The organism is uncultured Vibrio sp., from assembly GCF_947488985.1.
Taxonomy (GTDB): Bacteria; Pseudomonadota; Gammaproteobacteria; order Enterobacterales; family Vibrionaceae; genus Vibrio.
Window position 1 is genome coordinate 59,493 of sequence record NZ_CANLBV010000009.1, and the last position, 14,076, is coordinate 73,568.

At 45.9% G+C, this 14,076-nt stretch carries 12 protein-coding genes and 1 riboswitch; of the genes, 6 read left to right on the forward strand and 6 right to left on the reverse strand.

What is annotated here, in order from left to right; translation table 11 throughout:
* Positions 1 to 156 precede the first annotated feature (156 nt).
* A complete protein-coding gene (greB, locus tag Q1A70_RS03620) occupies positions 157 to 639 on the reverse strand; it encodes a transcription elongation factor GreB (protein WP_299687015.1) in 483 nt (160 codons plus the stop codon).
* A 177-nt stretch (positions 640 to 816) separates the two neighbouring features.
* On the opposite strand from greB, the gene ompR reads away from it, so the two are divergent.
* Entirely contained in the window at positions 817 to 1,536 is a 720-nt protein-coding gene (ompR, locus tag Q1A70_RS03625) for a two-component system response regulator OmpR (RefSeq protein WP_299687013.1), read from the forward strand.
* A 194-nt stretch (positions 1,537 to 1,730) separates the two neighbouring features.
* Complete coding sequence (gene envZ / locus Q1A70_RS03630; protein WP_299687011.1) at positions 1,731 to 3,026, forward strand: two-component system sensor histidine kinase EnvZ; 1,296 nt, start codon at positions 1,731 to 1,733, stop codon at positions 3,024 to 3,026.
* Between the two features lie 83 nt (positions 3,027 to 3,109).
* On the opposite strand, the gene recG is transcribed toward envZ, so the two are convergent.
* The 4 genes from recG to gmk all read right to left on the reverse strand — a co-directional run bounded on the left by recG (position 3,110) and on the right by gmk (position 8,697).
* Positions 3,110 to 5,224 (reverse strand): ATP-dependent DNA helicase RecG, encoded by a 2,115-nt coding sequence (gene recG, locus Q1A70_RS03635; protein ID WP_299687009.1) that lies wholly within the window; start codon positions 5,222 to 5,224, stop codon positions 3,110 to 3,112.
* Between the two features lie 280 nt (positions 5,225 to 5,504).
* On the reverse strand, positions 5,505 to 7,628 hold the full coding sequence (gene spoT, locus Q1A70_RS03640) for a bifunctional GTP diphosphokinase/guanosine-3',5'-bis pyrophosphate 3'-pyrophosphohydrolase (RefSeq protein ID WP_299687007.1): 2,124 nt from the start codon (positions 7,626 to 7,628) through the stop codon (positions 5,505 to 5,507).
* A 53-nt stretch (positions 7,629 to 7,681) separates the two neighbouring features.
* Positions 7,682 to 7,954: a DNA-directed RNA polymerase subunit omega gene (gene rpoZ / locus Q1A70_RS03645; protein WP_004741437.1), complete on the reverse strand. Its 273-nt coding sequence runs from the start codon at positions 7,952 to 7,954 to the stop codon at positions 7,682 to 7,684.
* Between the two features lie 119 nt (positions 7,955 to 8,073).
* On the reverse strand, positions 8,074 to 8,697 hold the full coding sequence (gmk, locus tag Q1A70_RS03650) for a guanylate kinase (RefSeq protein WP_299687005.1): 624 nt from the start codon (positions 8,695 to 8,697) through the stop codon (positions 8,074 to 8,076).
* 321 nt (positions 8,698 to 9,018) lie between these two features.
* Positions 9,019 to 9,118: riboswitch (purine riboswitch) on the forward strand.
* Positions 9,119 to 9,177: 59 nt separating this feature from the next.
* On the opposite strand from gmk, the gene Q1A70_RS03655 reads away from it, so the two are divergent.
* The 3 genes from Q1A70_RS03655 to Q1A70_RS03665 all read left to right on the forward strand — a co-directional run bounded on the left by Q1A70_RS03655 (position 9,178) and on the right by Q1A70_RS03665 (position 11,684).
* Positions 9,178 to 10,548, forward strand: coding sequence for an NCS2 family permease (locus Q1A70_RS03655; protein ID WP_299687003.1), 1,371 nt, complete (start codon positions 9,178 to 9,180; stop codon positions 10,546 to 10,548).
* Positions 10,549 to 10,718: 170 nt separating this feature from the next.
* Positions 10,719 to 11,144, forward strand: a complete 426-nt coding sequence (locus tag Q1A70_RS03660) for a phosphate-starvation-inducible PsiE family protein (protein ID WP_299687001.1) — start codon at positions 10,719 to 10,721, stop codon at positions 11,142 to 11,144.
* Positions 11,145 to 11,471: 327 nt separating this feature from the next.
* A complete protein-coding gene (locus Q1A70_RS03665; RefSeq protein WP_004735656.1) occupies positions 11,472 to 11,684 on the forward strand; it encodes a cold-shock protein in 213 nt (70 codons plus the stop codon).
* A 437-nt stretch (positions 11,685 to 12,121) separates the two neighbouring features.
* Here Q1A70_RS03665 and Q1A70_RS03670 read toward each other — a convergent pair whose 3' ends face one another.
* Positions 12,122 to 13,069 carry a hypothetical protein gene (locus tag Q1A70_RS03670; protein ID WP_299686997.1) on the reverse strand — a complete coding sequence of 316 codons (948 nt, stop codon included), beginning with the start codon at positions 13,067 to 13,069 and terminating at the stop codon, positions 12,122 to 12,124.
* A 629-nt stretch (positions 13,070 to 13,698) separates the two neighbouring features.
* On the opposite strand from Q1A70_RS03670, the gene Q1A70_RS03675 reads away from it, so the two are divergent.
* On the forward strand, positions 13,699 to 14,076 hold a 378-nt coding region (locus Q1A70_RS03675; RefSeq protein WP_299696566.1), incomplete at its 3' end, for an inovirus-type Gp2 protein.

The following is a 14,076-nucleotide window of genomic DNA, read 5'->3' on the forward strand; positions in this document are numbered from 1 at the left end:
GAGCACCTTATCTCAATGAGATAAACAGTAGCCGGATTGCTGCGATAGAGACTTAACCCCGTTAGGCGCAAGCCTAGCGGGGTTTTCTTTTATCTGGAGTTTGGGTTTGCTAAACACTCAACCCATCACCCATCGCTAAGTGTTTATTAAGTTTGGTTATTCGCTCTCTGCGTAGCGAATCGAGTTGATGAACCACTCTTTGTCGCCCTCCGGTGTGGTTACCGAGAACTCATCATTCACTTCTTTCTTTAGTAGAGCTCGAGCCATTGGTGAGTCGATAGAGATATAGCCTTTCGCATCGCCGTAGATCTCTTCGGGACCGACAATACGAAACTTTTTCATTTCCCCATCATCATTCTCAATTTCGACCCAAGCACCGAAAAACACCTTACCCTCTTGTTGTGGGGAATAATCAACAATAGCGACCTCAGGTAGGAACTTTCTTAAGAAACGCACTCGGCGATCAATCTGACGCAGCAGACGTTTATTGAAAGTGTAATCCGCATTTTCTGAACGATCTCCAAGGCTTGCAGCCCAAGTCACTATTTTTGTGATTTCTGGACGCTTCTCGTGCCATAAGTGGTCATGTTCAGCTTTGAGCTTGTTATAGCCTTCTCGGGTGATAAGTTTGGTTTTCATAAATCTGACTTAATGAAATGATGTTCTAAGATAGAATATATATAAAGGCAACATACATTAACAATTCTTAGCGCGACTTTTTCTCTAAGAATGTTACATTTTGAATGCCTCATACCAATACACAATGTACCAAGAATGCTTAACCTTAGGTTGAGTCTTAATAGGTGGAACCATTACATGCAAGAAAACTACAAAATTTTAGTGGTCGATGACGATGCTCGCTTACGTGCACTGCTAGAACGCTACCTGTCAGAGCAGGGCTTTCAAGTGCGTAGCGTGGCAAACAGTGAGCAGATGGACCGCCTGTTAACCCGTGAAAACTTCCACTTGATGGTATTGGATTTAATGCTGCCGGGCGAAGATGGTCTCTCTATCTGTCGTCGCCTACGAAACTCAAACAACTCGCTGCCGATCCTAATGTTGACGGCAAAGGGTGACGAAGTGGATCGTATTGTGGGCTTGGAAGTGGGTGCTGATGATTACCTGCCAAAACCTTTCAATCCACGCGAGCTATTAGCACGCATTAAAGCGGTACTGCGTCGCCAAGTGGTTGAAGCTCCGGGGGCGCCAAGCATCGAAGAGTCTATTGTTGAGTTCGGTGAATTCCGCCTTAACTTAGGTACGCGTGAAATGTTCCGTGGTGAAGAGCCGATGCCGCTTACCTCGGGTGAATTTGCGGTGTTGAAGTCACTGGTGACTAACGCCCGTGAGCCAATGTCTCGCGATAAGCTGATGAACATGGCGCGTGGCCGTGAGTATTCGGCGATGGAGCGCTCTATTGATGTTCAGATCTCACGCTTGCGTCGTCTTGTTGAAGAAAATCCAAGCAAACCCCGCTATATCCAAACGGTATGGGGCTTAGGCTATGTCTTTGTTCCAGACGGTAAATCGGTGTAAGTCCGTTTATCGACCTCATGCCGACGTGATCGGCTGAGTGGTTAGTGTGGCGAAGATACGGGTCATCTCATGGTTATGTGATGGCTCGTTTTGTATTCAGGCTCTTTATTTCCGTCCTGTTGTTCTAGCGAAATAGGCTTGAGTGACAGTTTCTATTATGCTGGTGTTTTTCCATTGATCCCTTTAGGTCTTCTATGCGTATACGTAGCTCCTTTTCCCAATCGATCGTACTTTTTCTAACCCTGCTAGTGGCGAGCCAAGTCTTTTCGTATTACGCGGTGTTTAATTATGCATTGATGCCGAGCTTGCAGCAGTTCAACAAAATATTGGCGCATGAGCTGAATATTGTGCTGGACCAAGGCAGCGATATCGAGATCAACGCACCATTGCGTCTGCGAGTTCTTGAGCAGCTTGGGGTGACGGTTCATGCGAAAGGTAGCGAAGGCTTGGATGAATACCATCATGCAACTGTCATCGACTTGATGAGCGAGGAGATGAGCAAAGAGCTTGGCTCTGAAACCGAAGTGCGACTGATTTTGGGCACTGAGAGTTACGTGCTGTGGATGGATATCGCACAGCTGCCTAACTCCCTGATTCGAATTCCGTTATCGGAGCTGCAAGAAGAAGATTTTGCCCCTCTGTTTCACAATAGTTTGATCATGGCGCTGTTCATTGTCGCGGGGGGCTGGCTGTTCATTCGCTTGCAGAATCGACCATTGATTGCCCTAGAGAAAGCCGCGCAGGAGGTGGGGCGTGGCGACATTCCACCACCGCTGCCAGTGAAAGGCGCGCAGGAGATCCGTTCAGTGACTCGCGCCTTTAACCAGATGTCGAAAGGTATCCAAGAGTTAGAAGAAGATCGCGCCTTGTTGATGGCCGGTATTAGCCATGATTTACGTACACCGCTGACGCGTATTCGTTTGGCGACCGAGATGATGTCACCAGAAGAGAGTTACTTAGCGGAAGGCATTATCAGTGATACGGAAGAGTGTAATGAAATCATCGGTCAGTTTATGGATTATCTGAAACCCGTCGACCGAGATTCATTCCAAGCGGTGTTTGTGGATGATATTGCTCGTGAGGTGGTGATCTCTGAGGGAGGCTATGAGGTGCAGATTGAAACCGATATTCCAGAATCGATGAAACCGGCATTGGGTAACCCTATTGAGATGAAGCGTGCGGTCAGTAACTTGGTGGTCAATGCACTGCGTTACGGTAATGGTTGGATCAAGGTGTCGACTGGAATGACCGCTGATAATAAGCTGGCTTGGGTGACGATTGAAGATAATGGTCCGGGGATCCCACAAGACCAAATTGGCAAACTGTTTGAACCCTTTACTCGTGGTGATACAGCTCGTGGCAGTGAAGGGACCGGCTTAGGTTTAGCGATTGTTAAACGTATTGTCAGTCAACACCAAGGTGCGGTGGCGGTGAGCAATCGCAGTCAAGGTGGCTTGAAGGCGCAGCTCAGTTTTCCTGTGAAGCCTTAGTGATGTTTTAAACCCCCACTTAAATAAAAAAGGCTTCCGAAAGAGAAGCCTTGTTGCGTTTTGGATAACGGTCACCTTGCTAATCAAGCCTTAGAGTAAACATCACGCTCACCCAACCAACGGTTGATGATCGCTTTGGCGTTATCTGGGTAGCTATCGTGAATGTGGCGCGCGATGCGTTGTACCTCGGGGATTAAACGTTGATCGCGGACTAGGTCGGCGATCTTAAAATCCGCCAAGCCCGTCTGTTTGGTGCCAAGCAGCTCACCTGGGCCACGGATCTCTAAGTCACGCTGAGCAATCACAAAGCCGTCGTTACTTTCACGCAGTACCCCTAAGCGTTTCTGAGCGGTTTTTGACAGCGGTGAGTGATAGAGCAATACACAATGGCTGGCGACTGAACCACGGCCAACACGACCTCGTAATTGGTGCAGTTGCGCTAGGCCAAGACGTTCTGGGTTCTCGATGATCATTAAGCTCGAATTGGGCACATCCACACCCACTTCAATCACGGTGGTGGCAACCAATAGGTGCAGCTTGTTATCTTTAAACTCCTGCATCACGGCTTGTTTTTCAGCAGGCTTCATTCGACCATGCACCAAGCCAATTTTTACATCGGGCAGTTTGCGTTGCAGCTCTTCAGCAGTATCCGCCGCCGCTTGAGCTTCCAGCACCTCAGACTCATCAATCAGCGTACATACCCAATAAGCCTGCTTGCCCTCGTTGAGGCAGGCATTGCGCACCCGCTCGACAATGTCATCGCGTTTGGTATCAGGGATGGCTACGGTTTGAATGGGCGTTCGCCCCGGTGGCAGCTCATCAATGATCGAGGTTTCAAGATCGGCATAGGCGGTCATGGCGAGCGTGCGTGGAATTGGCGTAGCGGTCATCACTAACTGATGTGGGTAATAACCTTGCTTTGCCCCTTTCTCACGCAGCTCTAAACGCTGGTGGACACCAAATCGGTGCTGCTCATCAATGATCACTAAGCCAAGGTTTTTGAACTCGACATGTTCTTGGAATAGAGCATGCGTACCCACCACCATCTGCGCTTCACCACTGGCAATACGTGCCAGTTCGGTTTCACGAGCTTTGCCTTTGAGTTTTCCTGCAAGCCAACCGACTTGAATGCCCATCGCTTCAAACCAGTTGGCAAAGTTGATTGCGTGCTGCTCTGCTAATAGTTCCGTTGGGGCCATCAAAGCGACCTGTTGGCCATGCTCTAACGCTCGAACCGCCGCCAATGCAGCAACCAAGGTTTTACCTGACCCTACATCCCCTTGCACTAAACGCATCATCGGGTGTGGCTTTTCCAAGTCAGCTTCGATCTCTTTCGTCACTCGTGCTTGAGCATTGGTTGGCGAGAATGGCAGCTGAGCCAGCAATTTATCTTTTAAGTTAACTTTATCTTTTAATTTAACTTTGCCTTTCAGAGTATTTACTGGAGGAAAGGGCATCGCCTTGTCTTGTTGCCCTTTGCTGCGAACCGACAGCATCGAAAGGTTTTGAGCCAGTAGCTCTTCCATAATCAGGCGCAGTTGTGCAGGGTGTTTACCTTCGTCAAACAGCTCAAGGTTAATCCCCGGAGGAGGCCGATGAATGGTATGCAGCGCTTGCGCGAGGGTAATTTGGTGATCGTATAACCCCGATGGCAACAACTCATTAACGGCAGCTTTGTCGATCAGTGCTAATGCTTGGTCGGTGAGGTTACGCAGCGTGACTTGTCTTAGCCCTTCAGTGGTTGGGTAGACCGGCGTTAGGTTCGCTTCAACGTCTGGCTGCTGCCTTGGGGCAAAGAATTTGTAGTCGGGATGGACGATCTCCAACCCCATGTTACCGCGTTTGATCTCGCCGTAGGCATGCACTTGCTTGCCTTCTGCGAAGTTGTTTTTCATTCCGGCGGTAAAGTTGAAAAAGCGCAGGGTAATGGTGCCGTTTCCATCACTGATTTTTACGGCGAGCATTTTACGTTTACCGAAAATGGTATCGACGTGCATCACCTTGCCTTGTACTGCTGCCCATAAACCTGCATGCAGTTTGACGATGGGGTAGATACGCGTTCGATCTTCATAGCGCAAAGGCAGGTGAAACAGCAGGTCTTGTACGTTGTTAAGCCCAACCTTTTCCAGTTTCTCTGCGACTTTGGCACCGACGCCAGATAAAGAGTTAAGAGGAATAGCAGATAAAAGCTGTGACATAACAAGGCTCATAAACGTAAGAGATATCATCTATTCAAGCATTTTACTGGATTTTTGTACAGGATAAAGCGTAAGAGCAGGTGAGGGATGCGAGTAAACGAGATACGAAAAGATTAAGAGTAGATGAAGGATGCGGGTAAACGAGATGCGAAAAGATTCAGAGCAGATGCGGGATACGGGTAAACGAAATACGAAAAGATTAAAAAAGATGTGGAGTCAAGATGGTGAGTCACGAAGTCTTTTGCTCTTCGCATCTCGCCATCTCGAATCTTTATTTTGATCAGTTCTTACGACGTCTTACCTTCAGCGCGTGTGGCATCACACGTAGCTTCTTCATAATACTCGCTAAGTGAACGCGATCTTTGGTGGTCAGCAAGATCATCACTGTGTACAAGCGTCCATCACGTTCTTCGGTTGAGATGCTGTGAATATTAGAGCCGGTTTTGGAGATAATATTGGTTAACTCAGCCAAGGCACCTTGACGGTTTTGCATATCGACTTGAAGTTCTGCGGCGAACTCTTGGTCGTAATCGGTAGACCATTCAACCGCCATGTATTTGTCGGGTTCTTTCTGGTAACCGCGTACGTTCGGACACGTTTCACGATGCACCACAAGACCGCGACCTGGCGATACGTGAGCAATGATGTGATCGCCTGGGATCGGGTGACAACAGTTAGCGAATGTCAGTAGTAGACCTTCAGCACCACGGATCGGCAGTTTCTTCCTTGGTGTGTCGCTGTTGTTTTGCACTTCAGTGAGTTCGTCAGCATCACCAAGCAGGCGACGAGCAATCACGATACTCATCAGCTCACCAAGACCAATTGAGGCCAGTAAGTCGTCAGTGCTGCCTAAACGAAGCTCCGACAGTACATACTCGATGTTTTCAGGTGTGATATCGTTGATCGAGTGTTCACCCAGTGCATGATTCAGTAGGCGACGACCAAGCGTGATCGACTCTTCACGACGCATGGTTTTCAGAACCTGACGGATCTTAGTACGCGCTCGTGAGGTCACTACGTAGTTGAGCCATGCCGCATTCGGACGAGCGCCCGGAGCACTGATGATCTCAATGGTTTGGCCATTCTTCAGCGATTTGCTCAGAGGGTAAGGGTTCATGTCTACACGAGCCCCAACGCACATGTTGCCGACATCGGTATGCACCGCGTAAGCAAAATCGACCGCGGTTGCGCCTGCTGGAAGTTCAACAATGCGACCCTTAGGCGTGAACACGAAGATCTCATCAGGGAACAGATCAGACTTAACGTTTTCAATGAATTCGAATGAGTTACCCGCACTCTGTTGCAGCTCAAGTAAGCTTTGCATCCAACGTTGGGCTTTAACCTGCGCGGTTGTGCCGTTGCTGCGTGAGCCGTTGCCTTTATAAGACCAGTGCGCCGCGACCCCTTTGTCTGCCATTTGATCCATATCATCAGTACGGATCTGAACCTCGACAGGCACCCCGTGAGGGCCGATCATTGATGTGTGCAGAGATTGGTAGCCGTTGGCTTTGGGTACCGCAATGTAATCTTTCATGCGGCCTGGGCGTGGCTTGTACAGGCTGTGAGCTTGCCCAAGAGCACGATAGCAAGTGTCTGGGGTATCAACCACCACGCGGAAAGCGTAGATATCCATAATGGTGTGGAAGCGCTGCTCTTTGGTTTTCATCTTGTTGTAGATGGAGTACAGGTTCTTTTCACGACCCAGTACACGAGCAGGTAAACCGACTTCTTCAAGGCGGCCTTCGATTTCGCTGTGGATACGTTGGATCATCTCCTTACGGTTACCACGCGCAGCTTTGACTACGTTTTTTAGTACGCGATAACGGTTAGGATAAAGGGCTTCAAAGCCCAACTCTTCTAGCTCGGTCTTGATGTTATGAATACCAAGACGGTGAGCGAGCGGAGAATAAATTTCGAGGGTTTCACGAGCGATACGACGCTTTTTGTCAGGACGCAGTGCCCCAAGCGTGCGCATGTTATGAGTTCGGTCAGCTAATTTGATCAAGATAACGCGGATGTCTTGCACCATGGCGAGAACCATCTTGCGGAAGTTCTCTGCTTGCGCTTCTTTGCGATCACGAAATTTAAGCTTATCCAGCTTAGATACACCATCAACCAGTTCAGCCACGGTATGGCCGAATTGCGCTTCTAGCTCCTCTTTTGTCACTTCAGTATCTTCAATGACATCGTGGAGTAGGGCTGCTTGTAGGGTTTCAATATCCAGACGCATTTCTGCTAGGATTCTTGATACTGCTACTGGGTGGATAATGTATGGTTCACCGCTCGAGCGGGTTTGCCCTTCATGGGCGTCTCTCGCTACCACATAAGATTGACGCAGAGCCTCAACTTGAGGCTCTGTTAGGTATTCTTGGGCAACGTCTTTGAGGCTATCGAATAGATACAAATTAAAGGCCCGGAAGGTTAATTAGTTCGAATGACGCTTTTAGCGGCGGTGATCTAACGAGAGTGAGCGATGCTGCTCACTGCTGCAAGTTCAGCCGCTTCTTGTTCTTGTTGCTCTTGACGCTCACGAGCATCTAGTACGTCTTTAGTGATAAGACCTTCTTCGATTTCGCGAAGGGCGATAACCGTTGGCTTATCGTTTTCTTCAGGCACTAGTGAATCTTTACCGCCAGTTTGCATTTGACGTGCGCGGCGAGCCGCAATAAGAACTAGGTCGAAACGGTTGCCAACTTTTTCAACAGCGTCTTGAACAGTTACGCGTGCCATGAGGACTCCAAATAGTAATTAACAAAAAAATTTTGATGACGAGAAAGTATACAAGTTTAACTAGAGACTTTCTAGTTCGTCGTATACTTATCTCAATGGAAAATCTAGCGTTGCTAAAATTATTCCGCCAGTAGTGCTGTAAGCATGCCGCCGTATTTTGCCGCTTGCTTATCTTCTTTTAAGCGCTCCGCACGAATGATGGCTCTGAAATCCATGAGAGCGGCATCAAAATCATCATTGATGATCATGTAGTCATACTCGCTATAGTGAGAGATTTCAGATTTTGCCTCGCTCATGCGTTTCGCAATAACTTCGTTGCTGTCTTGGCCGCGAACATTCAAACGACGCTCTAATTCACCATTGGATGGTGGAAGAATGAAGACACTCTTCGCTTGAGGCATTTGTTCACGGATCTGACGAGCACCTTGCCAGTCGATATCGAGGAAGACATCGATACCACGGTCTAGGTTTTCTTCTATCCATACGCGAGAAGTTCCGTAGTAGTTGCCGAACACTTCAGCATACTCTAGGAACTCACCTTTTTTAATTAGGTCTTCGAAGTGGTGCTTCTCTACAAAGTGGTAGTGAACACCATTTTCTTCACCAGGGCGCATACCGCGAGTGGTGTGTGAAACAGATACCTTCATTGCGTAGGTTGGATTGGTTTCAATCATTGCTGAGATCAAGCTCGACTTACCTGCGCCGCTAGGTGCAGATACGATGTAAAGAGTACCTTTGCCCATCTGTATGTTTCCACTGTTGGTTGGATTGAGTGAGGGCGGATAAGCCGACACTATAAAAGATAGCACTGACCCTAATTTTTGCACTCATGCATTACGTATAACCCATGCATTACGTATATAAGGTGCAACCGGTGAAAATTAGGTCAGAAAAATGGAGGCGAAGAGTAGCATATTTCGCAGATGGAGAGCAACTGACCTGATCGTTATTTATCAGCAAATGATCCTTAGGTCGATCGTCATAACTATGGAATGACCAACGATGGGCATTTTTTTATGTGATCTGGATAAAAATTGTTGATGTTTGAATCTCAATCCTTACAATTTGCGCAAACGATTAAATGCTGTATATATCTAGTGAAATGGACTAGATGTTTCTACTGCCGAGCCTACCTTGGTGACTACAGTTTTTAGTGTAGAGTTCCCTCTATTCTCACAGCATTTGAATCTCCCAAATTCTTCATTTATTACAAAGGTTTTGTTGTGAATACCGATGCCACCCTGAAAGCCCAGAAAACCTCTGGCTCGTTAGATTCGATGTTTAAAATCACGGAAAGAAAAACCACTATTGGCACTGAGCTGTATGCGGGTTTCATCACCTTCTTGGCAATGAGCTACATTCTGGCGGTTAACCCTGCGATTTTGGGTGATATTCCAGGCATGGATAAAGGCGCGGTATTCACTGCCACGGCGTTAGCGGCGGCGATTTCTACCCTGATCATGGGCATCTGGGGCAATTACCCAGTGATGCTAGCACCGGGGATGAGCATGAACGGCTTCTTCAAAGGTCTCTTGCTTAGTGGTTCAGTGGCTTTGCTGTGGAATGAAGCTTTATTCGGTATTTTCCTTTCGGGTATTCTCTACCTCGCATTCTCGTTAACCAATATTCGTAAATCGATGATTGAGTCGATCCCCGAGGATTTGAAGCTAGCGATTACCGTATCGCTTGGCTTGTTCATTGCCTTCTTAGGGCTTAAGAATGCCGGTATTATTGTCTCGAACCCATTCGTATTAGTGGGCTTGGGTGACATCTCCGATCCAAAAGTGATCATCGCTTACATCAGTATCTTTATTGCATTGGGCTGTATGGTCCGTGACATCAAGCTGGCGACCTTCATCTCATTTATTTCTGCTATCGTGCTAACCGTTATTGCCGATCTGTTTTTGGGCACAGCCAACGCGCCAATCCCAGCCCAATTGGTGTCGATGCCGCCAAGCATGGCGGGCAGTTTTGGAGCGATCTTTGATTTCTCTCACCTCACCGCTGAGAAAATGTTCGACCTACTGTTTGTTGTGATGATCTTCCTGATTGTCGATTTCTTTGATGGGTTGAGCACTATTGTCGGTGTAGGCCGCGATGCGGGTATCATTGATAAAGACGGCAAGGTGCCAAACGCGAAGTCAGCGTTGGTTGCTGATGCGGGCGGTACTGTGATTGGCTCTATGCTAGGTACCACATCGATTACCGCTTTCTCTGAATCGGGTATTGCGTCTTCTCAAGGGGCAAAAACGGGCTTGGCAGCGGTTATGGTTGCAGGTTTATTCCTAATTTCTCTTTTCCTATACCCAGTCTTCTCTATCTTCTCGGCAGCTATGGTTGCGCCAGCGATGGTTGTTGTGGGTATCTACATGGTTGGTCGCCTTGGGCAGATCAACTGGGAAAAGAAAGAGTCACGCATTGCAGCCTTCTTCACTATTATGTTCACGGTACTAAGCTTCTCTCCTGCAAATGGTATGGCGATGGGCTTCATCAGTTACGCATTCACTATGGTTGTCGCTGGCAAGGGTAAAGAAGTTCACCCGCTAATCTACACCCTGTGTGTGGTGTTCTTAACTTACCTTATTCTGTTATAAGGCAGCTTGGTAAGTAACGTTTGGTAAGTAACAGGCGTTAAGTCAAAGACCAGTAAATGGCTCTGCATTGAATGTGGAGCCATTTTTGTATCTGTCGTCTCTTAGAGGGCGCGCCTCGTATTGATGCCTGCTATTGTAAAAGCTGAGTTCATTATTTTTTAAGAGTGGTTATGTCTTCTCACTTACCTAAATCTTTTAGCAAGCCTTTCTTAAAGGTTTTTCATATTCTGGAAGCGGTGTTGCTGGTGGCGATCACGCTGGCGACCTTGTTTGCGATGGTCGAAGAGTTCATGCATGTTTTCGCTGAGCGACGCGTTCTATTGACGGACATTTTGCTGATGTTCATCTATTTAGAAGTGTTGGCGATGGTGCAGCAATTTGTGATGAACGGTAAGATCCCGGTGCGATACCCGATGTACATTGCGATGATGGCGATTGCGCGTTACATCACCTTAGGTATGAAGGAGCTGGATGCCGTGCTGATCGTTTGGTTGTCGGTCGCCGCCTTTATCTTAGCGGCAGCCACACTGCTGATCCGCGTCGGGCATCATTATTGGCCATATGTGGATCTTCGAACCAAGCAGCCGGATGAGTAAAGCGCCTGGAGTTAAAATATTATTATAATCAAAATCTTACCAATGAAGATCTGTCGTGTGGTAGGGTCGCTGATTGAGTTTAATTGAACAAAAAGTGCACGATTAATGAAAATAACGCTTTACAATACGACCCAGATCGCCAAGAATGGCCTCGCTCTGTTTTCAGAGTTATTAAATGAAACATCAGTTGTAAAGTAAAACCCTCAGTATTGCTTCATTGTTATTCTCAGTGTTTCCCTTGGCTTCATAGATACATTAAATAATTCAAGCTTTCAGCGCATCGCACATTTGGCGATTAATTTTTTATTTTTATATAAGGGACACATCATGTCTAACAAAACAAACGGCGTAGTAAAATGGTTTAACGAAGAGAAAGGCTTCGGTTTCCTAACTCAAGACAACGGCGGCGCTGACGTATTCGTACACTTCCGTGCTATCGCTTCTGAAGGTTTCAAGACTCTTAAAGAAGGCCAACAAGTGTCTTTCGAAGTAGAGCAAGGCCAAAAAGGTCTTCAAGCTGCAAACGTTGTAGCTCTATAAGATTTTAAGTCGGCGCAGGTTGCAACAGCAACTTGCGTCACTTTCTCCTTCAAACCTGTTTCTCCTCTCCGTTTTACCGTAACATTCTTCTCCACTTGTAATACCTCCTCAAAATATTCTTAATTCTTTTGTCCATCTGTTCATTTCTATCTATAGCTGTATCTATCTTTTGCTCAAACTAAATCTCCTACGTAACTACCAGCTTACTGATTAGCCCTGGCTGTCATTGTTGTATCCATAAAAAAGCCCCTAAAACTAGGAGCTTATCTTGATCTAATCGACACTGTTAGTTAATCAACACTGGTTGAGCTAATAATAGCTACTCACAGTGTGTTACTGACAAATTGTTATTCAATGTTCTGGATCTGAATATCGAACTTGAAAATAATTGATTTAAAATCAATAAATTAAATTTGATATAATGTCTTTTTATATTATTAGTCGCCATTTTCACCACCACTAGAGGGGGACGTTAGTTTTTTATAGGCGTCTTTAATCAAACTCTCTACATACTCATTCTTTTTCATGCGACGAGCGCTTGCTAGCTCATCAAGCTGGCTTTTGACATCATTGTGAAGAACAAAACTACACGCTTTCTTACCTTTCATATTGTCTCTGTGTTTCTTTTGGTGCCAAGCTTTGTTGATGTTAATCAGGAATAGTTTTTTACTTTCAGCACTGGCGTACCAAGCATCAAATGAAGCACATAAAGCTAAGTATCGTTCTTTTGCGTTCTGTGGAAAAACCCCAAGTATCGGAGGGCTAGATGTTGTATTGCTATTCTGAAAGTACGACGTAAAGTAGCTCCATGCCCAAATGCATTGTTCTTCATCCTTTGGACTTAACCAGCGTAAAGGTTTGGGGGCTATAAAGATGGATTGCCATACCTGTTTCATTGTCGCTAGTTGTTGGCGCTGTATTTCATTCGCCCAGTTTCCCATATCAAAAAATCGAACAATTTCTGTGTAACGTTCTTTTGAATTAGTTGGCATAGGGTTTAATCCGTATGCGTTATAAAACTTTGCAAACTGCGGAACTGGGTATAAACCAGGGACTTGTAAGCTGAACGATTGATCAATTGCTATATATATCCATGCCCAATAGTTACAGCGTTCATCAACTTTCAACCAGTCAAATTCATCCAATGGGAGTAGGTATGTTGAGGCATTATCTACGAGCTCTTTTGCTTTTACTCTCTTCTGATCATCGAACTCATACATATCATCGATGGCTTGATTAACGATAAGAATTGCTTCTGATACCGTTGCAGGCTTGGGCCTTTGAAGAGGGTTGTTTTTAAATAGTTCATAGATGAAGTATTCAGCTTGACGAAGGTTTATACCTGTACTTGATACCCATGATGGAACACTAGTTGTTGTAGTCATAACAACACTTACTAAGTAGTATTTTTGGTTGTGATTAATATAAATTTAAAGTGGTAATATCGTCAATGTTAAGTAGTGTTTTATGTGTTTTACATATCACTATTTTAAATTATTATCAGATAGTTAGGTTAATTCTTCAGTGGTTTGGACATGTTTTTATGGAATTAGAGCTTTTGTGTTGAAGCCTTGGTAAGAAGGTTTCGGGGGGCTGTTGCACTAGACGGCATAGGCTGGTGAACTTTTAATGTCACAAATTGGAAGAGTTACTGCGTGTAATAAAGGTTGCAGTCATGGAATGACATAACTTCAGAGTGACTTCAGTTCCAATCACCCTAGCTAGGTCTAATCTTTGGCTCTTCATCGACATGACTCCAGTACTACAGCCCTGAAAGAAACAGTGCGTTCCGTGGATTAGTAATATAGCTACTTAACAAACACTCTTTATAAGAGCAGTACAACACTCAGTAGCCACACTACTGATGCATACCGTACATGTTGATTAGTCAGTTAAGATCTCTAGCCATAGGCAATAGAGATTCACTCACTGCTACGGCAGAACAGTTTTATGTAAGTTGTTACGCATCATTCTCTTTCTATGTGAAATCAAATAACACATAGGAGAGATTTTCATGAACATGTTTCAATTTGCTCAAATCCCGGCTAAGTATGGTTCTTTAAACCAACGCTACCTTGTCCGTATCAACGACACAGTTATGGGAGCCCTAGCGATCCACCCTAGAGCACTCCTTGCTCGAATTGATCTACGTATACCTAACAATGGTTTGAATTCTGACAACCCTTTAGAGCGTGATGTACCGACCTGCTATGTGAATACCGATGTTGATTTGATGAAACGGTTTATTGCTTCATTGAAAGTTCAGATGAATTTCGACCAGAGGAATAAAGCCAAACAAGGGAAGCGTATCCACCCCCCCTCTGGCAGGATAGTTGTCACTGTTAAAATTTACCCAGCATGGGCGGTAATGAGTGAACCTTGTCTCGTATTC

What these genes read in the sequence shown, in the direction of transcription:
- greB (WP_299687015.1), bottom strand. Translation starts at nt 639, where the DNA reads ATGAAAACCAAACTTATCACCCGAGAAGGCTATAACAAGCTCAAAGCT.
- ompR (WP_299687013.1), top strand. Translation starts at nt 817, where the DNA reads ATGCAAGAAAACTACAAAATTTTAGTGGTCGATGACGATGCTCGCTTA.
- envZ (WP_299687011.1), top strand. Translation starts at nt 1,731, where the DNA reads ATGCGTATACGTAGCTCCTTTTCCCAATCGATCGTACTTTTTCTAACC.
- recG (WP_299687009.1), bottom strand. Translation starts at nt 5,224, where the DNA reads ATGTCACAGCTTTTATCTGCTATTCCTCTTAACTCTTTATCTGGCGTC.
- rpoZ (WP_004741437.1), bottom strand. Translation starts at nt 7,954, where the DNA reads ATGGCACGCGTAACTGTTCAAGACGCTGTTGAAAAAGTTGGCAACCGT.
- gmk (WP_299687005.1), bottom strand. Translation starts at nt 8,697, where the DNA reads ATGGGCAAAGGTACTCTTTACATCGTATCTGCACCTAGCGGCGCAGGT.
- Q1A70_RS03660 (WP_299687001.1), top strand. Translation starts at nt 10,719, where the DNA reads ATGTCTTCTCACTTACCTAAATCTTTTAGCAAGCCTTTCTTAAAGGTT.
- Q1A70_RS03665 (WP_004735656.1), top strand. Translation starts at nt 11,472, where the DNA reads ATGTCTAACAAAACAAACGGCGTAGTAAAATGGTTTAACGAAGAGAAA.
- Q1A70_RS03670 (WP_299686997.1), bottom strand. Translation starts at nt 13,069, where the DNA reads ATGACTACAACAACTAGTGTTCCATCATGGGTATCAAGTACAGGTATA.